Below are 26,979 nucleotides of genomic sequence, written 5' to 3' on the forward strand. Positions count from 1 at the left end.
AGTGCGTCGAGGCCTTCAAGGAGGCGAAGGCCGCGGGCTTCCGGGTCGGCACCAACTCGACGTTCTTCAACAACGACAGCCCGCAGGACGTCATCGACATCCTGACCTTCCTGAACGACGATCTCAAGGTCGACGCGATCCAGCTCTCACCGGGCTACGCGTACGAGAAGGCGCCGGACCAGGAGCACTTCCTCGGCGTCCAGGAGACGCGGGAGATGTTCTCCAAGGTCTTCGCCGAGGGCCGGCGCAAGAAGTGGCGGCTGAACCACTCGCCGGTCTTCCTGGACTTCCTGGAAGGCAAGCGTGAGCTGGCCTGCACCGCCTGGGGTATTCCGAGCTACTCCCTGTTCGGCTGGCAGAAGCCGTGCTACCTCATGAGTGACGGCTATGTCGGCTCCTACAAGGAGCTCACCGAGACCACCGACTGGGACAAGTACGGCCGTGGCAAGGACCCGCGCTGCGCCAACTGCATGGCGCACTGCGGGTACGAGACCTCCGCCGTGCTGGCCACCATGGGCTCGCTGAAGGAGCAGATCCGCGCCGTCCGCATGTGAGGTGGGGCGCGGAGCGCTTCACCGGTGCGGACGCTTCGCGCCCGCCCCAGCCTTGGTTGTCGGCTGGGGCGGGACATCGGGGGCTGGCCGCTGTCCAGTGTCGGGATCCTGGCTGGGTGAGGTGGGGGTGGGGCGCTTCACCGGTGCGGACGCTTCGCGCCCGCCCCAGCCTTGGTTGTCGGCTGGGGCGGGACATCGGGGGCTGGCCGCTGTCCAGTGTCGGGATCCTGGCTGGGTTGCGTTTGTCGGACGCTTCGCGCCCGACGGGTCGTCCGGTGGCTGGGCTGGGTCTGTCGGGCGCTGCGCGCCGGCTGGCGGTTTTGGTCGGATGGGCTTGTCGGGCGCTGCGCGCCGACCGGTTGGATTCTGGGTCGCGTTTTTGCCGGGGGCGGGCTGAATTGCGGCGCGCCCGGGGTGTGAATTACAGCAGGCCCGTCCCGTGGGGGCGGGCCTGCTGTTGTTTCTGCGGCTGGTGGCGGCCCGGGTAACCCGCAGGGCTGCGGCGAGATCGCTCTCGGCAGCGCATGACTACTCAAGGTAGTCGGATTCGGCCGGCACGGATAGGCCGGCAGCGACGTGAACCGCCTGTGGTTGCCGGGTTTCCTGATCAACTCTAAGCACTTCTCCAGGCCCGACCAGACTGGAAGTGTAGTTTGATCAATCCGGACTGTTATCTTGCCGCGGCCCTGGGTAACCCGGGACGGGCTCGCCGTGGCGGTGGCCGGTTACAGGGGCTGGGGGGCTGGGCGGGAGTTGTGGACCAGGCCGGACAGGAGGCGGTCCAGGACGACGCCGGTCTCGCGGCGGGCCAGTGACGGGTCGGCGGCGCGAGCGACGTAGAGGCTGGCCTCGGCGAGCAGCGCCGTGACCAGCCGGGTCAGTGGCGCGACCGGAATCGGGTCGATGATCTCCTCGGCTATGGCGCGCTCCAGCCATTCCGACAGGAGACCGTAGCCGTGCTTTTCGACCAGGGTGTTCCAGGCGTCGTTGCCGAGCACGGCCGGGCCGTCGACCAACACGATCCGCTGGAAGTCCGTATCCGTTCTGGTGGAGAAGTCCAGCAGCGACTGGAAGCCGCGACGCAGCTGCGTCCAGGCGTCGCCACCGATCGTGGCCTCCAGCTCACTCTTGACCAGGGCGGTCGCGACCTCGCTCGCGACCTCCTTCATCACCTCGCGGAACAGGTCGGCCTTGTCCCGGAAGTGGTGGTAGAGAGCGCCGCGGGTGACACGCGCGTCGGCCACGATCTCCTCGGTACCGGTGGCCACATATCCCTGTTCCGCGAACCGCCGGCGGGCGGCCGCTACCAACGCGGCTCGCGTTTCCAACGACCGGTTGTCCGGCGTCCGGTCACCCGTTCGGGCGTTGTCCGCCGTGCGCAGATCCTGGCGGGCACTCGTCACAGCTCGATTATGGTGCACAGGCCGTCGGGCTTTCACCTCGAACACCCCTGAGGTCGCCGCCTGAAACCCGCTCGGAACACTACGTGGAATCGCGGGGCGCGTGGCGATGGGGACGCTCGTTCGGGCTGATTCAGCCGCGCCGGAACGCGCCGGTTCGCCGGCGGCCGTTACCGGCTGGGCGCGGCCTGTTGCCGGCCGGCGGCGCGGGGGACGTCCTCGTTGGTCGTCGCGAGGCGGGTCTCCCGGATCAGCAGCATGGCGACGAGCCCGACGAGGGCCAGTGGCACCGCGCACAGCCAGGCGTGCCCGACCGCGTCACCGTAGGCGTGCCGGACCACGGCCGCGACCGGCGCGGGCAGCGTGGCCAGGTTCGGCACACCGTGGGTGTCCGCGACGGCGTTCGCGGGCAGGCCGGCGGCGACGAGGCCATGCCCGGTCCGGCTGGCGGCGAGATTGCCCAGCAACGCCCCGAGCGCGGCGACCCCCGCGGTGGAGCCGAGGCTGCGGAAGAAGGCGACCACACCGCTCGCGGCGCCGAGATCGCTGCGTGCGGCGCTGTTCTGCACGGCCACCATCAGGTTCTGCTGGGTCATGCCGATACCGACGCCGACGAGCGCCAGATAGGTGCAGACCGCGACGAGCGGGGTACCCGCGCGAATGGTCGCGAACAGCAGCTGTCCGCCGCAGATGCAGAGCGCTCCGGCCACGAGGATGCCTTTCCAGCGGCCCGTCCGCGTGATGGCCCGGCCGGCGAGGTTGGCCGAGACCGCCGAGCTGACCACCATCGGCGCGGTCAGCAGGCCGGAGACGGTCGGCGTCTCGCCGCGGCCCAGCTGGAAGTACTGGCTGAACAGGAGCGGCACGGTGACCGTCACGGCGCCGGTGGCGACGACGCCGATGACCGCGAGCACGATGGTCCGGTCCCGGAACAGCCGCGGCGGCACGATTGGCTCGGCCACCCGGGTCTCCACGAAGACGGCGAGCAGCACTGTGGCTACCCCGCCGAGCAGCAGCGCCAGCCCGGTACCGGACAGCCAGCCGACCAGGTTCCCGCCCAGCGTGAGCCACAGCAGCAGCAGGCCCACACCGCCGGGAATGAGGACGGCGCCGAAGTAGTCGATGCGAACCGGGCGACGCTCGGTCGGCAGCCGCAGCGTGCGGACCAGCAGCGCGAAGGCCACCACCGCGACCGGTAGGCAGATGTAGAAGCACCAGCGCCAGCCGAGCCCCGGTGTGTCGACGATCAGGCCTCCGACCAGCGGGCCGGAGATGTTCGAGACGGCGAACACCGCGCCGATGTAGCCGTTGTAACGGGCACGTTCCCGCGCCGGGACCATCGCCGCGATCGCCACCTGCGTCAGCGAGCTGGTGCCGCCGGCGCCCACGCCCTGGACCCCGCGCGCGGCGATCAGCCAGGCGGGGGAATGAGACAGGCCGGCCAGGCACGATCCGAGGGTGAACAACGTGAGGGCGAGCAGGAGAAGGACCTTCGGGTTCAGCAGATCCGACAGCTTGCCCCAGAGCGGCACGGTCGCCGTCATCGTCAGCAGCGTCATCGTCGCGACCCAGGTGTAGTCGGTCGAGCTGCCGTGCAGGTCGGCCATGATGCGCGGCAGCGCGTTCGCCACGACGGTTCCGGCGATCATGGTGGCGAACAGGCCCAGCACCAGCGCCCAGACGGCCTGGCTGATCTCCCGCTGCGTCATCGGCCGGTACTCCGGGCTGGTCGCGCGGGCCACGGCCTGCGAGGCCGTCGTCGCCACCGGCGCCCCGGGGTCGCGCTCGGGCCCCGGACCTGGGCTGGCCGAGCGTTCCGCGGACGTCGTCATGGACCAGCCTTCGGCGGTGGGCGGGAGTTCCGTACGTCGAACGAAACTAACCGGAAGGAATGCTTCCGAGCACAGATCAGTCGCGGTCGCCACGCCCCGCCCAAGTCCGGCGCGCGGGCGCCCCCGGTCGGAGTAACGGATGTGTCATCCCCGGGGCCTAGGCTGGCGGCAGTGCCGCGGGCTCGCCAGGATCGGGCCGGCGCTGGCAGCACGGACACGAGACCGGGAGGCGTAGGTGCACCTCGACCACGATCACCACGAGCATGGTTCCTCGCTGCTCGGTGGCGGCCCGGGTTCCGGGGGCTCGGGCGGGCCGGGGCTGGCGGCGGCGTGGCGGACGGCCGCTCCGGCGGCTCCGGCGGCCGTTCCGGCCGGCCGGGCGCTGCGGATCGGGATCGGCGGGCCGGTCGGCAGCGGCAAGACCGCGCTCGTCGCCGCGCTGTGCCGGGCACTGTCGGGCAAGGTGGACCTCGCCGTCGTCACCAACGACATCTACACGACCGAGGATGCCGACTTCCTGCGTCGCGCCGGCGTGCTGGACCCGGCCCGGATCCGCGCCGTCGAGACCGGCTGCTGCCCGCACACGGCGATCCGCGACGACATCACGTCCAACCTGGACGCCGTCGAGGATCTCGACGCCGCGTTCGGCCCGCTGGACCTGATTCTCGTCGAGTCCGGCGGCGACAACCTCACCGCGACCTTCAGCTACGGCCTGATCGACCGGCAGATCTTCGTCGTCGATGTCGCCGGCGGTGACAAGGTGCCGCGCAAGGGCGGTCCCGGCGTCACCAGCAGCGACCTGCTCGTCATCAACAAGACCGACCTGGCGCCGCTGGTCGGCGCCGACCTCGGGGTGATGGAGCGCGACGCGACGGCGATGCGGGACGGCCGCCCGGTCCTGTTCACCAGCCTCGTCGAGGACCCGGCCGCGACCGACGTCGCCCGCTGGGTCTTCAGCCAGCTCGTCGAGGCCCGGGCCGCCGGCGCCGGCGCCTACGAGTCCAACCTCACCCCGCTCGCCTCCGTCGGCCTCGACGTGCCCGGCACGCAGTGAGGCCCGGCCGCGCGGCCGGGGCGGCGGCTCGGTGAGGGCCGCGCTCGGCGATGGGCCGGGAGCTCGATGACGACGATCGCCAGTGCCGGGCCGGCGCCGACGGCTGGCACGGCACCCGACGGGTCGGCCTCACAGCCGCCGCCAGCGGGCCCAGGCGCGGCTGGTGGTGGCCGGACAGTCGTCCGGGCGCACGCCGTCGTGCGGGTCGAGGCCGGCTCCGACGGCGCCGCGCGGGTTTCGGAACTGCGCTCGGCTGTGCCGCTGGTGATGCGGCAGGTGGCGCAGCCGGTCGCGTCGCGTCCGGAGACGTCGCGCGCGGAGGCGGGGCACGGCGCGGCGTGGCGGCTGGAGGATCTGATCCCGCCCGGGCTGCCGACCGTCACCGTGCACCTGGTCGGCGCGGCGGCGGGTCCACTGACCGGGGACCAGCTGCGCCTCGACATCAGCGTCGGCGCCGGCGTGCGCCTGGTGCTGCGCTCGGTCGCGGCGACGCTCGCGATGCCCGGGCACGGGGCCGGGCCGTCCGTGCTGGAGATCCACGCGGACGTCGCGGCCGGGGGTGCCCTCGACCTGCTGCCCGAGCCGACGGTCGCGGTGCGCGGGTGTCGGCACCGCTTGGTCGGCCGCGCGACCGTCGGAGCGGGTGGCTGGCTGCGGTGGCGCGAGGAGATCGTCCTGGGCCGGTTCAATGAGCCTTCGGGCCAGATCGAGACCGACCTGCGGGTCGACGTCAGTTCCGGGCCGGCCGGTCCGGACGCGGGCACTGGTCACCGCCCACTGTTGCGCCAGCAACTCGTCCTCGGCCCTGACATTCCGGGCCTGGGCGGCGCTGCGCTGATCGGCTCGGCTCGGGCCGTCGGCTCGCTGCTGATCGCCGCGCCTCCCGACTACCACCGCATCCCGGCAGGCGGCAGTCCCGCCGCGTCGGGTCCCCCCGCTGGCCGACTCGGCCAGGAGCCCGGGCAGGGCCTGCCCGGGCTGGGCCTGCCCGGGCTGGGCGTCGCCGCGTCCGTGAGCCCGGCCGAGCCGGCGACCGCCGGGCGCCTTCCCGGCGGGGCAACGGTGCTCCCGCTGGCCGGCCCGGGCGTCCTGGTGACGGCCCTCGCCGACGACGCCGTCACCCTTCGCCGCCACCTCGGGGAGTGACGGGCCGGCCGCTGAGTCATGCGTGATGGCTGCGGCGCGGAGTCCTCGCCCAGCCACCAGGGATGACTCGCCTCCTGGCCGGCCACGGTGCTAGACGATGTGGGCGAAGATGACCACGTTGTCCACGTAGTGGCCGGTGATGTGGTTGAAGGCCCCGCCGCAGGTGATCAGGCGGAGCTGGGCGCCGGTGCTCATCCTGGAGCTGAGCCAGCCCGACCAGGTGGGCCGCGACGACGAGCCGCGTGACTGGGGTGCTGCGCAGCGGCGATCTCGCCCTGGACCTGCGGACCCGTCAGGCGCACGTCGGTGGCTGGGTCGTCGACCTGACGGCGCGGGAGTTCGTGCTGGCCGAGACGTTCCTGCGCCACCCCGGCCAGGTACTGGCCCGCGAGCAGCTGCTGTCCGCCGTCTGGGGCTACGACTACGATCCCGGCAGCAACATCGTCGACGTCTACGTCGGCTACCTGCGCCGCAAGCTCGGGGCCGCCAGGATCGCGACGGTGCGCGGCATGGGCTACCGGCTGGAGACGGCCGTCAGGACGTGAACATCCGGACCGGGGCGACTCGGTGGCGCTGGGCGAGCAGGTCGAGACGGACCGCCGACGGGGCGGGCAGCAGGTCCAGGGCTCCGGAAGCGACGGCGTCCTCGGCGGCGGTCGTCGCGGCGGTGGCGGTGCGTTCCAGCTCCTCGGCCAGCCGGGCCTGCAGGCCGGTCACCGCCAGCGGGTCGAGGCCGAGCAGCCGGGTCGCGCCCGAGGCCGGCCCCGAGACGGCGCCGTAGACGGCGGCCAGGGCCGCGTCCGCCGGTTCGAGCCCCGCCGCGGCGGCGATGACGCCCAGCGCGATCGGGTGGTGCGGGGCGGCCGGGAGGGCCGCGCCGGCCAGGTCCCAGGCGGCGCGGCCGGCGCGCAGCAGCGTCCGGCCCTGCGCCCGGCTTGCCTCGCGCTGGGCCGGGGACGGCGTCCGGGCGTCGAGCTCGGCGTCCAGCGCCGCGAGCAGATCGCCGGCCGCGGGAGCCCGCGTCTCGTCGTGGCCATGGCTGATCTGGCAGGCGGCGGCGGCGAACGCGGCGGACAGCAGGCCCGCCGTCGCGAGCCGGCCGCGCAGGAACCCGGCCAGGTCGTCCAGCCCGCGGACGCCCCCGTCGACGACCGCGGCCTCCATGCCACCCGAGTGCGCGTGTCCGCCGGCGGGCAGCCGCCCGTCGGCAAGCACCAGCAGCGCCGCCCGGGCCCCCGCTCGCCCGGCTGACCCACCGGGCGGACCGCCCGACAGCCTCGGTCGCGCGGCCGACATGTCCGTCATCCTGGACCTTCCGCAAGGTGGTAGTAGCTGGTACCGGTGATCCGGTCGTCCAGCAGCGGCCTCGTGCCCCCGGCCTGGTCCTACAGCGACCATTTCACCACCACGGGAGGGCCGGGGTAGTGATCAACGACAGTGACGGCCGGGATCGGCGTGACGACGCCAGGATGTCCGCCCAGCCGGGAAGGCCGTCGCCCCGGGGCTGGTCGCGACTACCGCTCGTCGTGCTCGCGGTCGCTCTCACGGCCGGCGGCCTGGCCGCCTGCGGGCCGCATCACCCGCCGAAACCGACGAACCTGACCTGCGCCGCGGGCAACACCGTGCAGTGGAACGACCAGCACGACCGGTGGGAGTGCATGCCCAAGAAGTCGTCGTCGAACAGCGGCAGCTCGGGGTCCAGCTCGTCGCGCCGCGGCGGCCGGCGCCACTGACAGCCGCCCGGCGAGGCGGTGATACCAGTTACGTCAGCCGCCGGCGCCGCTGGCCGGAAACGCGGGCGTAACGGCCGCGTCCTAGCGTCGACGGTGTCGTCGCAGGTCGTCCGAACGCGGGACGTGGCGCCCGCCCGGGACCTGGCTGACCGAGACCCCGTGCCGACCCCGGGGCCGGACCGCAGGGAGGCTGCGCATGCGTTCGACCGTGCTCGCGACACCGGCGACTTTCGGGGTCTTCGAGGTGGGCTGGACCGCGGCCGAGGCTTCCGCAGGCGCGTCGCTGCCGGCGCTCGCCGAGATCGAGGAGTTCTACCGGGCCTTCGGCTACGTGCTGCTGCGTGGCCTGGTGCCCGAGGAGCTGACCACCCGGATGGAGACGGAGTGCGCCGCCGTCCAGGCGGACGTGCTGGCCGGGCGGCTGCCTGAGCGGTATGGCTCGACGAAGTACCTGGACGCCGTCGAGAAGGCGGAGAAGTTCGTCAACTACGTCGAGCACGTCCAGGAGCTGTCTCCGGCCGTGCTCGAGACGGCGACGCTCCCAGCACTGCTGATGGTGATCCGAAGGCTGATCGGCGACTCCGCGTGGCTTAACGGTTCGGCGCAGGCCGGCGTCGTCTACCAGGACTCCCGGCCCGGCCGGGAGTCCGGCTACACCCGGATCGGCTGGCATTCCGACTGGCAGGCGATGCCCAGCGTCGACATCTGGCCGGGCCTCGCCTTCACCTTCCATCTGGACGCCACCAGCCCGGCCAACGGGTTCCTGCGGGTCGTTCCGGGCAGCAACAACTGGGCCACTCCCGCGCCGTACCGCAACGTCAACAGCGTCGAGGTCCCCGCCGACGCCCGCCCGGCCGGTGGCTACACCGACACGCCGCCCCCCGTCGAGATGCCGCTCGGCTTCGACAAGATCCCGGGTGAGGTGCCCGTCTACACCGAGCGCGGCGACGTGATCCTGCACGACGGCTACCTGTGGCACTCGGCCTCCCGGGCCACCGACGACGACGGCGTCCGCCGCCACGTCCGCGGCGGCTACTGGAGTGGCCCACCGGCCAACTACCGGCCGCAGTTCCTCAAGAACGCCGCCCGCTAGCGAGCGTCGCCGCCCGTTCGCCGGTTGGGTGGCCAGGTTGAGTCGGGCGGCGGTTTCCAGGAGTGGTTGTCTGGGCAGCGCGTCAAACCTGAGTGCTTGGCGCCCCGTGGTCGCAGTTCCCCCTGCGCAATTGGCGATCATCGCGCCCTTGCGCCGCCAAGATTCCTCATGATCGCCAGTTGGGGCTGGGAAACGGACGTTCCGTGCCCAGCGTGTCGCATTTATCCCTGCACATCTGGCGATCACCGGCCGTCACCCACCGCTGGACCGCCCGAAGATCGCCAGATGGGTAGGCGGTTCGGCGGCGGGCCCGCAGGTCCGCGCCTTCATCGACCTCGACGAGCCCGTCGGCCTGCTGATGATCGGCGTCGTCCACCACCTGGGCGACGACGACGACCCGGCCGCCGTCGTCGCCGGCTACAGGGACGCCCTGGCCGGTGGCAGCTACCTGTTCCTGAGCCACTACCTGGATCGCGGCGCGGCGACGGCGGAGCTGGAGGAGACGCTGCTGGCCCACCGGGGCACCGGCCGGTTCCGGTCCCGGGCCGAGACCTCGGCCTACTTCGGCGGCCTCGCGTCGGTCCCGCCCGGCCTCAGCTACGCGGCGATGTGGCGCGGGAGACGATGTTCGCAGGCCGCGTCGACGCCGGCATCCGTCTGGTCGCCGGCGGGATCGGCCGCAAGGCGTAGGGCGAGCCACCCCGGGTGACCCGCCCACGGCTCGGCACGGTCAGCAGGATCAGAACAGGAAGTAGCGCTGGGCCATCGGCAGTTCCCGGACGGGGGCCGGCTCGATGGCCTCGCCGTCGATGGTGACGGTGAAGGTGTCGGGGTCGACCCGGATGTCCGGGGTGGCGGTGTTGTTGACGAGCTCGGCCTTGCCCCGGCGGCGGACGTCCAGCACCGGGACCACCGGGGTGGCCAGCTCCAGCCGGGCTGGCAGGCCGGCCTCGATCGCGGCCGGGGCGACGAACGTCAGCGACGACGCGGCGGCCGGGCCACGGGCGGCGCCGAACATGGGCCGGGGCAGGATCGGCTGCGGGGTCGGGATCGAGGCGTTCGCGTCGCCCATCGCGGCCCAGGTGATGAAGCCGCCCTTGAGGACGAGCGACGGGCGGACGCCGAAGAACGCCGGCTCGTAGAGCACGAGGTCGGCGAGCTTGCCGACCTCGACCGAGCCGATCTCGCCGTCCAGGCCGTGGGCGACGGCCGGGCAGATCGTGTACTTGGCGACGTAGCGCCGGGCCCGGAGGTTGTCCGCCCGCCCGTCACCAGGCAGCGCGCCGCGCCGCGCCTTCATGACGTGCGCGGTCTGCCAGGTGCGCAGCACGACCTCGCCGATGCGGCCCATCGCCTGCGAGTCCGAGCCGATCATCGAGATGGCACCCAGGTCGTGCAGGATGTCCTCGGCCGCGATCGTCGACGGCCGGATCCGGCTCTCCGCGAAGGCGAGGTCCTCGGGGATGCTTGGGTTGAGGTGATGGCAGACCATCAGCATGTCGAGGTGCTCGTCGAGCGTGTTGACGGTGTGCGGCCGGGTCGGGTTCGTCGATGACGGCAGGACGTTGCCGGCCGCGGCGACGGTGATGATGTCCGGTGCGTGCCCGCCGCCGGCGCCCTCGGTGTGGTACGCGTGGATCGCCCGGCCCGCGATCGCCGCCAGCGTGCTTTCGACGTACCCGGCCTCGTTGAGGGTGTCCGAGTGCAGCGCGACCTGGACTCCGGCGGCGTCGGCGACCCGCAGCGAGGCGTCGATGACGGCCGGGGTGGTGCCCCAGTCCTCGTGCAGCTTGAACGCGGCGGCCCCGGCGCGCAGCTGCTCCCAGAGCGAGTCCTCGCTCGTCGTGTTGCCCTTGCCGAGCAGAACGACGTTGACGGGCCAGTCGTCCATCGCGGACAGCATGCGGCTCAGGTTCCAGCCACCTGGGGTGACCGTCGTCGCCTTGGTGCCCTCGGCCGGCCCGGTGCCGCCGCCGATCAGCGTCGTGATGCCGGCGCCCAGGGCCTCGGGGACCTGCTGGGGGCAGATGAAGTGGACGTGGCAGTCGATCGCCCCGGCCGTCATGATCTTCCCATTACCCGAGATGATCTCCGTGCCCGGCCCGATCACGAGCTCCGGGTGGACGCCGTCCATCGTGTCCGGGTTGCCGGCCTTGCCCAGCGCGACGATCCGGCCGTCGCGGACGCCGACGTCGGCCTTCACGACGCCCCAGTGGTCCAGCACGATGACGCCGGTGATCACGAGGTCGGGCGCGCCCTCGGCCCGGGTGGTCCTGGCCTGGCCCATCGACTCGCGGATGACCTTGCCGCCGCCGAAGACCGCCTCGTCCCCGGTACCGGCGCCGCGCGGCCCGCGGCTGAGGTCCGCGGTGACCTCGATGAACAGGTCGGTATCGGCCAGCCGGACCCGGTCGCCGACCGTCGGTCCGTACAGCGCGGCGTACCGCGACCGGTCCAGCGAAGCCATGTCTGTCCTCTCACCCTAGGAGAAGGTGTCAACGGGGAGCCTGAGCGCGTCCGTTCGCCGGCCAGCCGGCCAGCCGGCCAGCCGGCCGGACCCGGGCCGTGGCCCAGCCCGGACGGGAGCGTCAGGGGGAGGTCGGGGTGGCGTCGCGCTCGTCGAGCTTGCCGGCCCATTCCGGCCGCAGGCCGGGGACGTCGCGGAAACCGGCGAGGGCCACCAGGGTGACCTCGCGTTCGATCCCCGGCTCGAAGCGGACCGCCGTTCCCGCGGGCACCGCGAGCCGGTGGCCCCAGGCGGCCGAGCGATCGAAGTCGAGCGCCGGGTTCGCGGCGGCGAAGTGGTAGTGCGAACCGACCTGGACGGGCCGGTCGCCGCTGTTGCGGACCACCAGGGTGAGCGTCGGACGGCCCGGGTTGATCTCGATCGGGTCGTCGTCGTGCAGGACCTCGCCGGGAATCATCGGCATCCGCTCGTTCCTGGGGCCGCGGCTGGCTGGCTGTTCGGCGGGCGGCACCGGCCGGTGGCAGCCCTGGGCAGGCCGGTCACGGGATCGGGTGGTGCACCGTGACGAGCTTCGTGCCGTCCGGGAAGGTCGCCTCGACCTGCACCTCGGCGAGCATCTCCGGGATGCCCTCCAGGACGTCGTCCCTGGTCAGCACGGTGCGCCCGGCGGCCATCAGCTCGGCGACGGTGCGACCGTCGCGCGCCCCCTCCAGCAGGAAGGAGGTCAGCAGCGCGACCGCCTCGGGGTAGTTGAGCCGCAGGCCGCGGCCCCGGCGCTCCTTGGCGAGGTTGGCCGCGACATGGATCAGCAGGCGTTCCTGTTCATGCGGGCTCAGCAGCACGGCGCCAAACCTAGGGCCAGCAGATGTCGGCCGCGTAACACCTACCGCTGGCGCGTCGCCGTCGTCGCGGACTGGGGGCCGGAAATCGTCACGTTGAGTCACCGTTGGCGGTGTCTGCTTGCCGTCGGTGCCGCTTGACGCGCGTCCGGCCGGCAGGTCTGGCCTGCGCGGCCACGCCGAATTCGTCACAACCTGCGGGAGTTACACCGTGTTCACAAAGGGGCGATGGCCGCGACACCGCCGCTTTCTAACGTCCCGTGGAACCGCCCGGGAGGGCCGGATGGGCCGGCGGTGGGGAACTCAACCCCGGGGCGACGATGGGGGTTCGGTGACAACGGGATTCGACAGGCGCAGCTTCCTGCGGCGCGGCGCGGGCATGGCCGCGGGCGCGGCCGCACTGGGTATCGGCGGCAGCGAGTTGCTGGCCGCGTGTGGGAGCAGCGGCTCCGGGGGAAGCTCAGCGGCCAGCAGCGGTCCGACGTCGTTCGGCGCGCTGACCTACCGGCTCTCCTGGATCAAGAACGTGGAGTTCGCCGGCGCGTACATCGCCGACCAGAAGGGCTACTACAAGTCGGCCGGCTTCACGTCGGTCAACCTGATCGCCGGTGGCCCGAGCGCCACCCCGCAGGACGCCGACGTGGCGACCGGCAAGGCGTTCGTCGGCGTCTCGGCGCCGGACATCACCGGTGCCGCGATCCTGCAGGGCGCGCCCATCAAGATCATTGGTGCGCAGTACCAGAAGAACCCGTTCGCGATCATGTCGCTGGCGAGCAAGCCGATCAAGACGCCCCAGGACATGATCGGGAAGAAGATCGGTGTCCAGGCCACCAACGAGTCGGTCTGGTCCGCCTTCCTCGCGGCCAACGGCATCGACCCGTCGAAGATCGACAAGGTGCCGGTCCAGTTCGACCCGACGCCGCTGACCACCGGTCAGGTCGACGGCTGGTTCTCCTTCGTCACCAACGAGCCGAACCTGCTCAAGGTGAAGGGCATCGACACTACCACCTTCCTGCTGGCGGACTTCAAGTACCCGCTGGTGTCCGAGACCTACATGGTCACCACGGACACGCTCAAGAAGGACAAGGACAAGATCAAGGCTTTCCTGACCGCCGAGATCAAGGGCTGGCACGACCAGATCGCGGCCCCTGGCACCGGCGCGAGCCTCGCCGCGACCGTCTACGGCAAGGACCAGGGCCTGGACACGGCCGAGCAGACCCTCGAGGCCAAGGCCCAGAACGAGCTGCTGGTCACCGCTGACACCAAGGCGAACGGCCTGTTCACGATCACGCCGGCTCTGATTGCGGAGAACATCGCCACGCTCAAGCTGGCGAAGGTCGACATCACCGCCGACCAGCTCTTCGACACCAGCATCATCGACGAGCTGTACAAGGAGCAGCCGGACCTCAAGACGATCCCCGCGCTGGGCTGACCCACCACGCCGATCGTCACGTCCCGTTCCTGACCTAGAGGAGAAGCCGAGCCTGACATGAGCGCTTCCGCCACGCCCACACCGGAGTCCGCCGTCGAACCGGCGGCAGTCACCCTCGGGGAGGAGACGGCCGTCCCGACGGCCGCCGCCGAACCGGCCCCCGGCTCCGGGGTAAGCGTGACCGGACTGCGCAAGGAGTTCAGGCTCGGCCGTCGTTCGGTCGTCGCGCTGGACGACGTGAACCTTTCCACGGCGGAGGGCTCGTTCCTCACGCTGATCGGGCCCTCCGGCTGTGGGAAGTCGACCGTGTTGCGCATCCTCGCCGACCTGGAGGCGCCGACCCAGGGGGAGGCGCTCGTCCACGGCGAGCGCCCGGCCGCGGCCCGCCGCGCCCACCACCTGGGCATCGCGTTCCAGGACGCCGCGCTGCTGCCCTGGCGGTCCGTCGAGGCGAACATCCGGCTGCCCCTGGAGGTCGGCGGCAAGAAGGCGGACCGCAAGGTGATCGCCGACCTGATCTCGCTCGTCGGCCTGACCGGCTTCGAGAAGGCCCGCCCGGCGCAGCTGTCCGGCGGCATGCGTCAGCGGGTGGCGATCGCCCGCGCGCTGGTCGTCGAGCCGAAGGTGCTGCTGCTCGACGAGCCCTTCGGCGCCCTGGACGACATGACCCGCCAGCGGCTGAACTTCGAGCTGCTGCGGATCTGGAGCGAGCGGGCGACCACGACCCTGCTGGTCACTCACTCGATCCCGGAGGCGGTCATCCTCTCCGACAAGGTCGCGGTGATGACCCCGCGGCCGGGCCGGATCAAGGAGATCGTCGAGATCGACCTGCCTCGCCCGCGCACTCCGGAGATGCTGCGGACCCCGCGCTTCCACGAGCTGCACGACGAGCTGTCCGGCCTGCTGTTCGGGGGCCAGAGCGAAGACGAGCGGGCGGCGTGACGCCGGCATGACAGCACTCCAGGACACTCCCGCCGGCGCGGTCGCCGCCCCGCCCAGCGGCAGCTCACCCCAGGACGGTTCCCGGGCCCGCGCGGGCGCGCCCTCCTGGCTGGGCGGCCTGATCGGCACCGTGGCGATCATCGCGATCTGGTGGGTCCTCGCGGTCACGGTCCTCAAGCACGGTGGCGCGGTGCCGACTCCGTGGGCAGTCGTCAAGGACTTCTGGACGGACCGCCACCTCTGGCCTACCCCGGTCGCCACGACCGTGTGGATCGCCTTCCAGGGCTACCTGATCGGCAACGGCCTGGCCATCGGCCTGTCGATCCTGTGCTTCGGCATCCCGGTCGTCGACCGGATCCTGCTGCAGATCGGGGTGGCGTCGTACTGCCTGCCGATCATCGCGATCGGCCCGATCCTGACGACGGTCTTCAACGGCACCGCGCCGGAGATGGCGCTCGCCGGGATCTCCGTCTTCTTCACCACGCTGGTCGGCACCCTGACCGGCCTGAGCGCGGCCGACCAGACGACGCTCGACGCCATCCGCGCCTTCGGCGGCGGCAGGTTCGCGCAGCTCCGGTTCGTCCGGCTGCGCGCGGCCCTGCCCAGCACGTTCGCCGGGCTGCAGATCGCGCCGCCCGCCGCGCTGCTCGGCGCGATCATCGGCGAGTACCTCGGCGCGGACAAGGGCATCGGGATCACCATGATCGCCTCGGAGCAGGCGTTCGACGTCCCGCGTACCTGGGCGCTGGCCATCATCGCCTCCGCGATCGCCGCCCTCGGCTACGGCGTTACCTCGCTGATCGCCCGGCTGCTCACCCCGTGGGCGCCGCGCGGCAACCCCGGAGGTGGATCGTGACGACCACGGCCGCTCCCGCGACCAAGTCCGCGCCGGCCGCGTCCGTCGCGCCGCCGGTGGAGCAGCGCTCACCCGGCTCGCTGCTCCTCGTCACCGCGCTCGCCCGGCTGGGCCGCACCTTCGCTCAGGTGCTCGCCTCCGCCGTCGTGATCCTCATCCTCTGGTACGCGTTCCTGAAGGTCTTCCACCTCAACCCGCTGGTGGCAAAGGACCCCAAGGCCGTCTACAACTACCTGTTCACCGTCCCGAAGGCGCACGAGAACCGGCATGTGATCTTTCACGGGCTCATGCAGACCCTGGGGGACGCGCTCGCCGGCTACATCGCCGGCACCGCCGCGGCGATCGTCGTCTCCGTTCTGTTCGTGCTGTACCGGCCCGTCGAACAGGCATTCCTGCCGGTCGCGATGGTGCTACGCTCGGTGCCGCTGGTCGCGATGACGCCGATCATCACGCTGGTCTTCGGCCGGCACCTGGTCGGGGTGACGGTCATCGCCGGGATCGTGGTGTTCTTCCCGTCGCTGGTGAACATCGTCTTCGGTCTGCGCTCGACGCCGAAGGCCGCCGCCGACCTGGTCACCGCGTACGGCGGCAGCTCGTTCACGGTGCTGCGCAAGGTTGCCATTCCGAGTGCGCTGCCGGCGCTGTTCGCCTCGGCCCGGATCGCCGTACCCGGCGCCATCATCGGAGCACTGCTCGCCGAGTGGCTGGCCACCGGCAAGGCGCTCGGTTACTACATGGAGCACGCCCAGCAGGTGTTCGACTACGGCGGCGTCTGGGCGTCCGTCGTCGTGATCACGGCGGTCAGCGTGGTGCTCTACGGCGTCGTCGGCATCATCGAGACGGTCGTCCTCGCCCGTTACGGCCCGGCGCCAGCCCGCGGGAAGTGACACCCTGAGCCGGCCCGCCGTACAGCCGCCGTCCCCCACCACGAGGGTGACGCGCGTTTCTTGGCGGCGATGCTGACCCGGTTCTCCCGCCGATTCACACCGGATCGGCGGGAACGCCATTTCGGCAGGTCTCCCGGCGAGACGTGCCGGGGCGGCCGAACTACCTACGTCATTCCTGGTCAGCGGCCTTTGTGCCCCAGAGCACTCGAGGCGCGGCAGCAATCGGTGACTGTCCCGTCCGCGGCTGCGACAATGACATCGGCGGCGGCCGTTCAGGGCAAGCCGGTAGGTGAAGTCGAGGCGGACAAATCCGTTCGCCCTCCTTCGGGTGACTTTCCGCCGGCCCGCCACGTCACCTGGGGGCCAGAGCCCCCAGACCCCCCGACCGGAGGGCCCGTGTGAGTGTGACGACGGCCGGAGTGGGGACGGCGCTGGCGGCGGGGTGGCCGGGCTCGGGGACCACGGCACCTGGACTGAGCTCCTCGGACCTCGTGGTGGCGCCGATGCCGGCGTTCACCACCAGCAGCCGGGGCCCGGTGGCCGCCGGCGGGGCCGGCCGGCTGGGGCCCAGCGACGGCGAGCTCGCGCGGCTGCGGCGGGTCGCCGTCGGCGAGGAAGACGCCGATCTGCTGGTGCACAGCGGGACCGTCGTCGTCGTGCAGACCGGCGAGCTGCTGGCGCGGGACGTCGCGATCGTCGGACGTTTCATCGCCGCGGTGACGAGGCCTGGCGCGCTCGCCGGGCGCCGCTCGCTGGACGCGACCGGGCGCTACCTGCTGCCCGCCTACGTCGACGCCCACGTCCGCCCGGAACGGACCCTGCTGCTGCCCGGGGAGGCCGCCAGGCTCCTCGTGCCGCGCGGCACGGTGACCGTGCTGACCGATCCCGCCGGCCTGATCGCCCGCTGCGGCCAGCGTGGCGCCGGGATCGCGACGACGACCGACACTCCGCTGCGAGTGCTCGCCAGCCGTCCCGGCGCGCCTGGGCCGGCGGCGGGGGACCTGCTGCCCGGTGAGCAGTCCGGCGGCCACCGGGCGCTCGCCGACCTGGTCGGTTACGGCCAGCTCGCCTGTGCCGTTCGGTCCGGGATCGCCGCCGGGCTGCCGCCCGCCGAGGCCGTCCGGCGGGCGACGCTCGCGCCCGCCCGCCGGCACGGGCTCGAACAGGTGCTCGGCGCGATCCTCCCGGCGCACCTGGCCGACCTGCTGATCGTCACGGAGATCGGCGGCGTCGAACCGCCGGACCTCGTCGTCGCGGGCGGGCGGATCGCGGCCGCTCAGGGCCGGCCGCTGTTCGACAACCCCGACCGGGCCCCCGGCTGGGCCCTCGACACGGTCCGCCTGCCGGTGAACCTGCATGTCGACTCGTTCGCGGTCGCCGGCTGGCCCGGGCACCCGGCGCCGCTGCCGGTGGCCGTCGAGCTCGCCGCCCGGTTCTCCACCCCGGTGGTGCCCTCGTCCCGGACGCCCGGTGTCCGCGGGCGGCTCCCAGGGCTGCCGGTGGTGCCCGGCGTCGGTGGACTCGCCCCGGTGGTGCCAGTCCACCCACCGGCGACGGCGCCGGCCGGCGCCCCGGTGTCCCGGCACGTGCGGATCGAGCCCGCCGTCCGCAACGGCCTGATCGTCGCCGACCCCGACCACGACCTGCTCAAGGTCGCCGTGGTCGACCGGTCCGGCAGCCCAAAGCCGGTCCGGGTCGGGCTGCTGCGCGGGGTCGGGCTGACCAGCGGCGCTCTCGGCGTCACCAGTACCGACCCGCCCGGCGACCTCGTGCTCGTCGGCACCAACGACGCCGACATGCTCACCGCCGCCCGGGCACTGGAGGGCATGGGCGGCGGCTACGTGGTCATCGACCGGGGCTGGGTGCAGGCCGCCTGCCCGCTGCCTGTCGCCGGCGTCGTCAGTGACGCACCGTGGGAGGCCGTCGACGGCCAGCTCGCCGCTGCAGACGCGGCCGCGGCGGCGATCGGCTGCCGGCTCGCCGGGCCGCTCCAGACCCTCGCCGACCTGGGAGCTGCCCTGTTCACCCGTCCCGATCCCTGACCAGCACACGGCCGGGCCCGCGGCCAGCCCGGCCGGGCCCGTGATCAGCCCGGCCGGGCCCGGTGACAGCGCTCCCGGCTGGAGCCGGCCGCGCCTCGCCGGTCAGCCAGCGGCCTCAGAGGGCGGGGCGGCCTTGTCCACGGGCGGCGCCGGGGCCGGCCTGGCGTCCGTTCCGCCCGCCGGGGCTCCGGCGGCCTCCCCGGCGCTGGGCGCCCCCGCGTCCCTGGCGGCCGCGGCTGCCGCTTCTCCGGTGGCGACGGCAGCCGCGGACTCGCGCAACGCCCGCTGGGTGTACTCGGACAGGGTCCAGGACCGTCGTGGGGTCGCCGCGTTCTCGATCTCGACGAGCCCGGCCCGGACCATCCGGAACAGTGCCCGGCGGGCCTCCGTCTTCGAGACAGCGAGCATCTGCGCGACGTCCTCGGTCCGCAGCCTGGGCTGCCGGCGCATCCGGTTGATGATCTGCAGGTCGGGCAGCGACAGCACCCGGCCGACCAGCTCGTGCATGAGCACGAACCGGGCGAAGCCCAGGTCCGGCCGCCCGCCCGGGAGCACCACCACCACGGCGTGGTCGCCGCTGCGGCCGTGGTCCGGCGGCGCGTGCCCGTGGCGCAGCTGCTCCCGCCAGATCTGGCCGATGCCCCGACCGGTGCGCGCGACCAGGCCGGCCCGGCGGAACGCGTCGGCCAGCAGTGGGTTGCGCGGGCTCGGCGGAGCGGACAGCAGCGAGTCCACCGTGATCCCCGCGGGGAGGCCGGACGGGTTCGAGACGATGATCTGGTCCTCGGACCACTGGACGTGCACGGCGCCCGGCGCGGTGTAGTCACGGTGGAGGAGGGCGTTGGCGAGCGCCTCCCGGAACGCGGCCTCCGAGTACACCGGCACCCGCATCCGGACCAGGTCGAAGCGCACCTCGCGGGCCGGGTTCAGCTCCCGGAAGCGGGCCAGGAACTCCTCGACGAGCCGCAGCAGCGGCCACCGCAGGAACACGTTGGTCCCGGTCGAGAGCCCGTCGACGCGGTCGAAGACCTGGATGGCGGCCTCGTGGGTCGGCGCGAAGCGTCGCAGGGCCTCCGGGCGGCCGAACAGCAACAGCCCGGCCAGCAGGATCTCGACCCGCGCCGGGTCCGCGTCCTGGGCCCCTTGCGCGGTGGCCGCTGACGGCCTGGCGGCGTCCTCGGCACCGTCGGCGCCGTCGGGCGGCGCCACCCGCACCACGCCAAGCTCGCGAGCCAGCGACAGGTCGTCGAGGACCGCGAGCCGCTGGTCGGCCTTCTCTCGCGCGGCACCGATGAGGCGGCGCAGCCGGTCGAACTCGACCGGGTCCAGGTCAGCCCAGGAAGCGCCGGGCACGACCCGGCCGGTGACGTCGACCGTCCCGGTCACCGGGTAGGCGGACGATCCCTGGCCGGCCGGGGCGCCATCAGCGTTTCGCACAGCGGTGCCACCTGAAAGAAGAGCGGCTCTTGCGAAGCCGCGAATCCGACGCTCGTCTCGGTCCAGCGCTCCGGTTCGGCGTTCGGTCTGGTGAGACGCCGGCTCAGGTCGATCTTGACCGTTCGGCTGACGCTACTACCAGTATTGGGCTCTGACGAGGATCTGTCGGACGAATGTCAACGACCGGCGCGGGTCGGTGGCCGTCGAGGGGCCCGGGTGAAGCGGCCGTCCGGCTCGGCCCCGGCGGCGGCCCGGCGCGGGTAGCGGCCGGCCCGGGTGACGAAGGCGGCGAGCACCCGGCGCAGCGCGACACCGGCGGCGTCGGCCCGGACGTGGACCTCCTCGGCCAGCTCACCGTCCCCGCTGATCAGCGGCAGCCCATCGATCGCGAACCGGTGCTGCAGGGCGAGGTCCTCGTCGAGGATCGCCTGCTCGAAGCGGGCCGCGTCCGCCAGCCGGGCCAGGTCCCCGCCCATGTCGTTGCGCATCAGCCGGGTGTAGACGCGGCTCGCGCCGTCGTCCTCCGGCTGCAGGCAGAACAGGATGGCGTTGGTGATCCCCGCGTCCGGGTACTCCATCCGCAGCCGCAGCATGAACGGCGGCCGGAACACATAGGTCGACACCCGCCGCTGCACCAGCGGGCGCAGGCCGGCCGCGACGCCCGGGTCCTCCGGGTTGGACACGTCCTGCTCCATGACGACGCGGAAGCCGTCACCGTCGGCGTCCACCCGGTAGGGCGGCACCAGCATGTCCTCGCCGACGCCGCCGATGGTGGCGGCATGCACGAACGGGAAGTGCGCCGTGTCGAGGAAGTTGTCCGCGAGCAGCCCGGCGGCGGCGCTCGAGCGCGCGGGCTCCAGCCACATCGAGTCGAACCCGTCCTCGCCGGCCTCGGGCAGCGCGAGAATCTCGGAGAACGGCTCCTCGGGGGCGATCCACAGCAGACCGTGGCGCTCCGTGACCCCCCACGCGGTGGTGGCGCGGGCCCGCCGCGGTGCCGGGACGCCCGGGCCGAGCGCGGGAACGAGCGTGCAGCCACCGTCCGAGCCGTACCGCCAGCCGTGGTAGGGGCAGACCAGCGTGTCGCCGTCCACCCGCCCGGCGGACAGCGGCGCGAGGCGGTGCGGGCAGCGGTCCTCGAACGCGGTGAGCAGGCCGTTCAGCCGGGCGATCACCCACGGCTCGCCGAGCAGGCGCACCCCGAGCGGCCCGTCGCCGAGCTCGGTGGACAGCGCCACCGGGTGCCAGCCGTGCCGCAACGCCGGATCCGTGTTCGTCAGACGGAGTGACACGCACACCACCCTTCCTCGCGGTCCACCAGCACATCATCCTCTGCCCTCATGGCGTCGCCGTTTCCCCGGGGCGCGGTGCGACATAACACTCAGTGAGAGTCGGTCTCGGGTGAACCCGGTCACCGTGGCCGAGCCTGGCCATCGGCACACGCCCGACCGGTGCCCCGGATCCACGCCCTACCGCCGGGATCGGATGCCGGGCGAGACGGCGCTGTCGCGGCGGCCCGCCGGCCGGACCGAGGGCTGAACATGGTCGTAACCTGCGGGTCCTATCGTCGCAGCGCGGGTCGTTCAGGCTGGTTGGCGGCGTTCAGGCTGCTTCTGGCCACTGTGTCTGATTCGCCGGCCACCTTGTCGTTCGGCCGGTCGAGCGGTGACCGCCGGCCCAGGGTGCCGGGCCGGTGGTCGCGATGCACCCGGCGGTCCCGAGCTGTATTGACGGGGAGTGACAGGCGAGAGGGGAGCCAGGTGACAGGGGCTACTGCCGTGCTGCACCGGCCCGGCACGGTCGGGGAGGCGGTCCGCGTGCTCGCCGAGGTCGGCGACGTGGAACTGCTCGCCGGCGGGACCGACCTCGTGCCCGCGCTGCGCACCGGCCTGCGCCGGCCGCGCGCGCTGGTCGCGCTGCGTCGCGTCCTGGAGCTGCGGGCCCGGGCCATGGCGCCGGACCAGCTGACGATCGGCGCCGGCGTGACCTACGCGGAGCTCGCCGGCTGGGGCTCGGCGCCCGGCCTCGCCGCGGCCGCCCAGGCCGTCGGCTCGACGCAGATCCGCAACACCGGCACGGTCGGTGGCGCGCTCGGCTCGGCGAACCCGCGCGGCGACCTGCTGACCTTTCTGGCCGCGGCCGACGCCGACGTGCTCACCCGCTCGGCCCGCGCGGGCTCACGCGCCACTCCGCTGGCGAGTTTCCTGGCCGCCGGCCGGCGGCGCGGCGAGCTGGTCACCGCCGTCCGCGTCCCGGTGACCCACGGTCCCCAGATGTTCCTGAAGATCGGGGGCCGCCAGGCCGCGTACCCGGCCCTGCTGAACTGCGCGCTGGTCGTCGACCGGGCCGCCGGCCGGGTACGGTGCGCCGTCGGCGGCGTCACGACGGGCCGGTTGCGGCCCAGCGCCGCCGAGCAGTTCGCCGCCGACGAGATCGACTGGGAATCGCCCCCGCCGGCTGGCGCCGGCGTCGCCCGCCGGTTTGGTGAGCTGGTCACCCGGGCGGCGCGGGAGGCTCCCGGGCAGCTGCCGGCCGGGCCTCGCGACCCCACCGACTACCGGTGGCATGCCGCCGGGGTGCTGGCGGCGCGGGCGCTGGACCGGGCGCTGGCCGCCGGTGCTCCGGGCGCCGACCCGAGCGAAACGGATAAGCCGTGACAGCGGCGGGAACCGGCCCCAGGTCCAGGCTGGACCAGGACGAGGCGCGCCCCGCCCGTCGGGTGCTCGACCGCGGCGCTGCCGCGCCGGCCGGCGACGACCTCCTCGACGAGGAGACGGACCCGGTCGCCGCCACCTACCACCTGCGCGTCGACGGCACCCTGCGGTCCGTCTCCGCGGCCGCCCTCGCGGACTCGCTGCTGACCGTGCTGCGCGAGCGGCTTGGGATCACCAGCGTCAAGGACGGCTGCGAGCAGGGCCGGTGCGGCTCGTGCTCGGTGCTGCTCGACGAGAAGCTGGTCGCCGCCTGCACGGTGCTCGCCGCGGACGCGGTCGACGCGCGGGTGACGACCGTCGCCGGCCTGCCGGCGGACGGCCTCGGGCCCGCCGTGCAGGCCGCGTTCCTGCGCGGCGGCGCGGTCCAGTGCGGCTTCTGCACCCCGGGTTTCGTCATCGCGGTCACCGACCTGCTCGGCCGGCGGCCGGACGCGGCCGAGGAGGAGATCCGCGCGGCGCTCGCCGGCAACATCTGCCGCTGCACCGGCTACGGCCGGATCCTGGCCGCGGTCCGAGCGGTCCAGGCCGAGCTGGCGGGCCCGCGGTGAGCGCGGGCAGGCATGAGAACGGCTCCGCGCCCCCGGCCGGCGACGGGCCGGGGGCGCGGAATCGTCGGGCCGGCGATCCCGGCTCGACGACCCTGCCGGCGCCCGGTCGGGAGGGGATCGGCGCGCCCGCGCTGCGCCCGGACGGTCCGGCCAAGGTGACCGGCGTCTTCCCCTATGCCGGCGACCTGGCCCAGCCCGGCATGCTGCACGCCCGCACCCTGCGCAGCCCCTACGCCCGCGCCCGGATCCGGGCGGTCGACACCGCCGCCGCGGCCCGGGTCCCCGGGGTCGCCGCGATCGTCACCGCGGCCGACATCCCCGGCGTCACGACCTACGGGCTGATCGGCCTCGACCAGCCGGTGTTCGCGTCGACCGAGGCCCGCTACGCGGGCGAACCGGTCGCCGCGGTGGCCGCCGTCGACGCGGCCACCGCCCGCCGCGCGCTGGCCGCGATCCGGGTCGACTACGAGCCGCTCGCGCCGGTCGTCGACCCGGAGCTGGCGATGGCGCCCGGCGCCGAGCCGCTGCACCCGGACAGCCCCGCCTATGGTCCCGGCGGCTGGGCCTACTCGGGACATCCGAACGTCTTTCGCGCCATCGACCTGCGGCACGGCCCCGAGCCGGATCTCGTCGGGCCGGTGACCGTCGAGGACACCTACGTCTTCGGCCTGCAGGACCAGGCGTTCCTCGCTCCGGAGGCGGCGCTGGTGACCCCCGCGGCCGACGGCGGGGTCGACCTGGCGGTGGCCACCCAGTGGCTGCACTCCGACCGTGAGCAGATCGCCGCCTGCCTCGGGCTGCCGGACGAGCGGGTCCGGCTCACGCTGGCCGGCGTCGGCGGTGCCTTCGGTGGACGCGAGGACGTCACGCTGCAGGTCCACGGCGCGCTGCTGGCGCTGCGTACCGGGTCGCCGGTCCGGATCGCCTACGACCGGGTCGAGTCCTTCCTCGGCCATCCGCACCGGCATCCGGCGGTCATGTGGTTCCGTCACTCGGCCACCCACGACGGCCGGCTGGTCGCCGTGCAGGCCCGGGTGATCCTGGACGGCGGGGCGTACGCGTCGTCGTCACGTGCCGTGATCGCGAACGCGGTCACCCACGCCGCTGGTCCCTACCGCGTGTCGAACGCGCATCTCTACGGCGCGTCGGTGCGCACGAACAACCCGCCGTGCGGCGCGATGCGCGGCTTCGGGGTGCCCCAGGTGACGTTCGGTCACGAGGCCCAGCTGGACCGGCTCGCCGACGCCCTCGGGATGGACCGCGTCGAGCTGCGGGCCCGCAACGCGCTGGCCGCGGGCGACATCCTCCCGACGGGCCAGCCGATTCCGGGCCCGATGCCGGCCCGGGAGCTGATCGAGCTGGTCGCCGCCCGGCCGCTGCCTCCGCAGCTCGACCTGGCGGACCCGGGCGTCTCCAGCGGGCTGGCGCTGCCCGGCGGCCGGCCGGCCGGCGCCGACCCGGCCCGGGTCCGTCGCGGCGTCGGCTACGCGCTCGGCGTGAAGAACCTGCTGTTCTCCGAGGGCTTCGACGACCTCGCGGTCGCCAGGGCCCGACTGGAGATCGGCCCCGACGGGCAGGCCAGGGCCTGGGTCCACTCCGCGTGCGCCGAGGTCGGGCAGGGCTTCGTCACGATCGCCGGGCAGATCGCGCGCACCGAGCTGGCCGTCGAGGAGGTCGTGCTCGCCCCGGCAGACACCGCGGTCGGCAGCGCCGGCTCGACCAGCGCGTCGCGGCAGACGTGGATGAGCGGTGGGGCGGTGCGCGGCGCCTGCGTCGGTGTCGCCGACCGGCTGCTGGCCCGGGTCGCCCGCTCGCTGGGCCTGCCGCCGTCGGTTGTCGCGGCGCCGCGCCGGGTGCTCAGCCTGCGCGACGGCGAGATCATCGGACCGGAGGTCGGGGTGCGCCTCCCACTGGCCGACGCGCTGGCCGACGGGCCGGTCGAGGCCGAGTTCACCCACCGCCACCGGGAGACCGAGCCGATGGACGCCTACGGCCAGGGCCACGCGCATGTCGCCTATGCCGCCGCGGCGCACCGGGCGGTCGTCGACGTCGATCTCGACCTCGGGCTGGTCCGGGTGGTGTCGATGACGCTCGCGCAGGACTGCGGGACGGTGCTCAACCCGCTGTCCCTGCTCGGCCAGGTCGAGGGCGGCACCGCGCAGGGCCTCGGAGTGGCGGTGATGGAGGAGCTGGTGACCGTCGACGGCGTCGTGGCCAACCCGACCTTCCACGACTACCTGCTGCCGACCATGGCCGACGTTCCCGACCTCGACTTCGTCGCGGTCACCTACCCCCAGCTCGACGCGCCGTACGGGGTGAAGGGGGTCGGTGAGGCGCCGACCGGCACGGCCACGCCGGCGGTCGTCGCGGCGATCCGGGATGCCGTCGGGCGGGACCTGCGCCGTGTGCCGGTCCGGCCCGTCGACCTGGTGGTGTCGCCCCCGACCGGCGCGGCCGCCCGCACCGAGACGACCGTGTACACGCCGATCGTGGTGGGCCGGCCGGCGGATCCGTCCGAACCGCCGGGTACGCACCTGGAGAGTGGGTCAGATGGCGACTGAACCGGCCGAGCCTGGCGGCCAGACGGGCCGCGCGCCGGCCCGGCGCGTGCTGCCGGAGCGGGTGGAGGTGCTGCGCTCGCGGCGGGTCGTCACCCCGGACGAAGTGATCGCGGCGGCCGTCCACGTCGCCGGTGGCCGGATCACCGCGGTCACCGGCCCGGACGAGGTCAGCCCCGGCGCGCACGTCACCGAGCTGGGTGACCTCGCGCTGCTGCCCGGGGCCGTCGACACCCACGTGCACGTCAACGAGCCCGGCCGCACCCACTGGGAGGGCTTCGCGGCCGCGACCAGGGCGGCGGCGGCCGGCGGGGTCACGACCATCATCGACATGCCGCTGAACTCGATCCCGCCGACCACCTCGGTGGGCGCGCTCACGGCCAAGCGTGCCGCGGCCGCTGGGCAGATCGCCGTCGACGTCGGGTTCTGGGGCGGCATCATCGGCGCCGACGCGAACAGCCTGCGCGACCTGGCCGAGCTGCACGACGCCGGCGTGTTCGGCTTCAAGGCCTTCCTCGCGCCGTCCGGGGTCGAGGAGTTCCCGCACGTCTCACTGGACGCGCTGGCCGCCGCCGCCCGGCTGACCGCCCGGCTCGGTGCCCTCACCGTCGTGCACGCGGAGTCCCCGACGGTCCTCGACACGGCGCCGCCCGCCGCCGGCCGGTCGTTCGCCAGCTGGCTGCGCTCCCGCCCACCGGCCGCCGAGACAGAGGCCATCGCCTCGCTGGCGGCGCTGTCCGCCGCGACGGGCGCGCGGCTGCACGTGCTGCACCTGGCCGCCGCCGGGGCGCTCGACGACGTGCTCGCCGCCCGCGACGAGGGCCTCGCGCTGACCGTCGAGACCTGCCCGCACTACCTCAGCTTCACCGCCGAGGAGGTTCCCGACGGCGCCACCGAGTTCAAGTGCGCGCCGCCGATCCGGGAGGCGGCCAACCTCGAGCGGCTCTGGGGCGGGCTCGCCGAGGGCCTGCTCGTCGGCGTCGTCTCCGACCATTCGCCCGCGAGCCCCGACGTCAAGTCGGTCGACACCGGCGACTTCGGCACGGCCTGGGGCGGCATCGCCTCGGTCCAGCTCGGCCCGCGCGCGGTCTGGACCGGGGCCCGCCGGCGCGGTCACGGGCTGGCCGAGCTGGCCCGCTGGGTGGCGACCGGCCCGGCCGACCATGCCGGGCTCGGTCACAAGGGCCGGATCGCCCCCGGCGCGGACGCCGACCTGGTCGTCTTCGACCCGGAAGGCTCCGCTGTGGTGGACGCCGCGATGCTGGCCCACCGCCACCCGCTTACCCCCTACGCTGGGCGCACGCTGGACGGTGTGGTCCACGCGACCTACCTGCGCGGCCAGCGGATCGACGGCGACCGTCCGGCGCGGGGCCAGCTGCTCACCCGCTGACCGGGTTGGCGACCTACCGTGACCAGCCCGTTCGCCGCCGCGGTGCGTGTGGCGA

24 protein-coding genes are annotated in these 26,979 nt (G+C 73.5%); 16 read left to right on the top strand and 8 right to left on the bottom strand.

Annotated elements, in window-relative coordinates:
- A partial coding sequence (gene hpnH / locus FRADC12_RS18905) for an adenosyl-hopene transferase HpnH (protein WP_084010984.1) occupies positions 1-554 on the top strand: 554 nt, incomplete at its 5' end.
- Between the two features lie 725 nt (positions 555-1,279).
- Here the strand turns inward: hpnH and FRADC12_RS18910 are convergent.
- Both FRADC12_RS18910 and FRADC12_RS18915 read right to left on the bottom strand, forming a co-directional pair.
- Positions 1,280-1,936 (bottom strand): TetR/AcrR family transcriptional regulator, encoded by a 657-nt coding sequence (locus FRADC12_RS18910; protein WP_045879851.1) that lies wholly within the window; start codon positions 1,934-1,936, stop codon positions 1,280-1,282.
- A 188-nt stretch (positions 1,937-2,124) separates the two neighbouring features.
- Positions 2,125-3,786 carry an MFS transporter gene (locus FRADC12_RS18915; protein ID WP_232303891.1) on the bottom strand — a complete coding sequence of 554 codons (1,662 nt, stop codon included), beginning with the start codon at positions 3,784-3,786 and terminating at the stop codon, positions 2,125-2,127.
- A 235-nt stretch (positions 3,787-4,021) separates the two neighbouring features.
- On the opposite strand from FRADC12_RS18915, the gene ureG reads away from it, so the two are divergent.
- From ureG to FRADC12_RS18930, 3 genes are all read left to right on the top strand, one after another.
- Positions 4,022-4,840 carry an urease accessory protein UreG gene (gene ureG, locus FRADC12_RS18920; RefSeq protein WP_045877637.1) on the top strand — a complete coding sequence of 273 codons (819 nt, stop codon included), beginning with the start codon at positions 4,022-4,024 and terminating at the stop codon, positions 4,838-4,840.
- Positions 4,841-4,906: 66 nt separating this feature from the next.
- Positions 4,907-5,986 (top strand): urease accessory protein UreD, encoded by a 1,080-nt coding sequence (locus tag FRADC12_RS18925; RefSeq protein WP_045877638.1) that lies wholly within the window; start codon positions 4,907-4,909, stop codon positions 5,984-5,986.
- 242 nt (positions 5,987-6,228) lie between these two features.
- Positions 6,229-6,531 carry a winged helix-turn-helix domain-containing protein gene (locus tag FRADC12_RS18930; RefSeq protein WP_232303892.1) on the top strand — a complete coding sequence of 101 codons (303 nt, stop codon included), beginning with the start codon at positions 6,229-6,231 and terminating at the stop codon, positions 6,529-6,531.
- Here FRADC12_RS18930 and FRADC12_RS18935 read toward each other — a convergent pair.
- A complete protein-coding gene (locus tag FRADC12_RS18935; protein ID WP_502685269.1) occupies positions 6,521-7,282 on the bottom strand; it encodes an urease accessory protein UreF in 762 nt (253 codons plus the stop codon). The genes FRADC12_RS18930 and FRADC12_RS18935 overlap by 11 nt on opposite strands.
- Positions 7,283-7,410: 128 nt before the next feature.
- Here FRADC12_RS18935 and FRADC12_RS18940 point away from each other — a divergent pair, with 128 nt between their 5' ends.
- The 3 genes from FRADC12_RS18940 (at position 7,411) to FRADC12_RS18950 (ending at position 9,521) form a co-directional block, all read left to right on the top strand.
- Positions 7,411-7,719 carry a hypothetical protein gene (locus FRADC12_RS18940; protein WP_052711004.1) on the top strand — a complete coding sequence of 103 codons (309 nt, stop codon included), beginning with the start codon at positions 7,411-7,413 and terminating at the stop codon, positions 7,717-7,719.
- A 196-nt stretch (positions 7,720-7,915) separates the two neighbouring features.
- Positions 7,916-8,812 (top strand): phytanoyl-CoA dioxygenase family protein, encoded by an 897-nt coding sequence (locus tag FRADC12_RS18945; RefSeq protein WP_084010988.1) that lies wholly within the window; start codon positions 7,916-7,918, stop codon positions 8,810-8,812.
- 277 nt (positions 8,813-9,089) lie between these two features.
- Positions 9,090-9,521 (top strand): SAM-dependent methyltransferase, encoded by a 432-nt coding sequence (locus FRADC12_RS18950; protein WP_255355250.1) that lies wholly within the window; start codon positions 9,090-9,092, stop codon positions 9,519-9,521.
- Between the two features lie 30 nt (positions 9,522-9,551).
- On the opposite strand, the gene FRADC12_RS18955 is transcribed toward FRADC12_RS18950, so the two are convergent.
- The 3 genes from FRADC12_RS18955 to FRADC12_RS18965 all read right to left on the bottom strand — a co-directional run bounded on the left by FRADC12_RS18955 (position 9,552) and on the right by FRADC12_RS18965 (position 12,121).
- Entirely contained in the window at positions 9,552-11,279 is a 1,728-nt protein-coding gene (locus FRADC12_RS18955) for an urease subunit alpha (RefSeq protein ID WP_045877640.1), read from the bottom strand.
- 121 nt (positions 11,280-11,400) lie between these two features.
- Positions 11,401-11,736 carry an urease subunit beta gene (locus tag FRADC12_RS18960; RefSeq protein ID WP_045879856.1) on the bottom strand — a complete coding sequence of 112 codons (336 nt, stop codon included), beginning with the start codon at positions 11,734-11,736 and terminating at the stop codon, positions 11,401-11,403.
- 82 nt (positions 11,737-11,818) lie between these two features.
- Positions 11,819-12,121: an urease subunit gamma gene (locus FRADC12_RS18965; RefSeq protein WP_045877641.1), complete on the bottom strand. Its 303-nt coding sequence runs from the start codon at positions 12,119-12,121 to the stop codon at positions 11,819-11,821.
- A 328-nt stretch (positions 12,122-12,449) separates the two neighbouring features.
- Between FRADC12_RS18965 and FRADC12_RS18970 the strand changes: the two genes are divergently transcribed.
- From FRADC12_RS18970 to FRADC12_RS18990, 5 genes are all read left to right on the top strand, one after another.
- Positions 12,450-13,550: an ABC transporter substrate-binding protein gene (locus FRADC12_RS18970; RefSeq protein WP_232303893.1), complete on the top strand. Its 1,101-nt coding sequence runs from the start codon at positions 12,450-12,452 to the stop codon at positions 13,548-13,550.
- A 57-nt stretch (positions 13,551-13,607) separates the two neighbouring features.
- Positions 13,608-14,492 (top strand): ABC transporter ATP-binding protein, encoded by an 885-nt coding sequence (locus tag FRADC12_RS18975; protein ID WP_045877643.1) that lies wholly within the window; start codon positions 13,608-13,610, stop codon positions 14,490-14,492.
- Between the two features lie 7 nt (positions 14,493-14,499).
- Positions 14,500-15,348, top strand: a complete 849-nt coding sequence (locus FRADC12_RS18980; protein WP_084010994.1) for an ABC transporter permease — start codon at positions 14,500-14,502, stop codon at positions 15,346-15,348.
- On the top strand, positions 15,345-16,235 hold the full coding sequence (locus FRADC12_RS18985) for an ABC transporter permease (protein ID WP_084011379.1): 891 nt from the start codon (positions 15,345-15,347) through the stop codon (positions 16,233-16,235). The genes FRADC12_RS18980 and FRADC12_RS18985 overlap by 4 nt, the downstream gene beginning before the upstream one ends.
- Before the next feature lie 398 nt (positions 16,236-16,633).
- Positions 16,634-18,277 carry an adenine deaminase C-terminal domain-containing protein gene (locus FRADC12_RS18990; protein ID WP_045877644.1) on the top strand — a complete coding sequence of 548 codons (1,644 nt, stop codon included), beginning with the start codon at positions 16,634-16,636 and terminating at the stop codon, positions 18,275-18,277.
- 102 nt (positions 18,278-18,379) lie between these two features.
- Here the strand turns inward: FRADC12_RS18990 and FRADC12_RS18995 are convergent, their stop codons facing one another.
- Together FRADC12_RS18995 and FRADC12_RS19000 are read right to left on the bottom strand one after the other, a co-directional pair.
- Positions 18,380-19,714 carry an ATP-binding protein gene (locus FRADC12_RS18995; RefSeq protein ID WP_052711006.1) on the bottom strand — a complete coding sequence of 445 codons (1,335 nt, stop codon included), beginning with the start codon at positions 19,712-19,714 and terminating at the stop codon, positions 18,380-18,382.
- Between the two features lie 176 nt (positions 19,715-19,890).
- On the bottom strand, positions 19,891-21,006 hold the full coding sequence (locus FRADC12_RS19000; RefSeq protein ID WP_045877646.1) for a Rieske 2Fe-2S domain-containing protein: 1,116 nt from the start codon (positions 21,004-21,006) through the stop codon (positions 19,891-19,893).
- Between the two features lie 468 nt (positions 21,007-21,474).
- Between FRADC12_RS19000 and FRADC12_RS19005 the strand changes: the two genes are divergently transcribed.
- The 4 genes from FRADC12_RS19005 to allB all read left to right on the top strand — a co-directional run bounded on the left by FRADC12_RS19005 (position 21,475) and on the right by allB (position 26,924).
- Positions 21,475-22,371 (top strand): FAD binding domain-containing protein, encoded by an 897-nt coding sequence (locus tag FRADC12_RS19005; protein ID WP_045877647.1) that lies wholly within the window; start codon positions 21,475-21,477, stop codon positions 22,369-22,371.
- Positions 22,368-22,976 carry a (2Fe-2S)-binding protein gene (locus FRADC12_RS19010; RefSeq protein WP_045877648.1) on the top strand — a complete coding sequence of 203 codons (609 nt, stop codon included), beginning with the start codon at positions 22,368-22,370 and terminating at the stop codon, positions 22,974-22,976. Before FRADC12_RS19005 ends, FRADC12_RS19010 begins: the two co-directional genes overlap by 4 nt.
- A gap of 92 nt (positions 22,977-23,068) precedes the next feature.
- Complete coding sequence (pucD, locus tag FRADC12_RS19015; protein WP_084011380.1) at positions 23,069-25,537, top strand: xanthine dehydrogenase subunit D; 2,469 nt, start codon at positions 23,069-23,071, stop codon at positions 25,535-25,537.
- The gene (gene allB / locus FRADC12_RS19020) at positions 25,527-26,924 is read left to right on the top strand and encodes an allantoinase AllB (RefSeq protein WP_045877650.1); all 1,398 of its coding nucleotides are present in this window, start codon (positions 25,527-25,529) and stop codon (positions 26,922-26,924) included. Before pucD ends, allB begins: the two co-directional genes overlap by 11 nt.
- Positions 26,925-26,979: the final 55 nt, after the last annotated feature.

It is taken from the genome of Pseudofrankia sp. DC12 (assembly GCF_000966285.1).
Classification (GTDB): domain Bacteria; phylum Actinomycetota; class Actinomycetes; order Frankiales; family Frankiaceae; genus Pseudofrankia.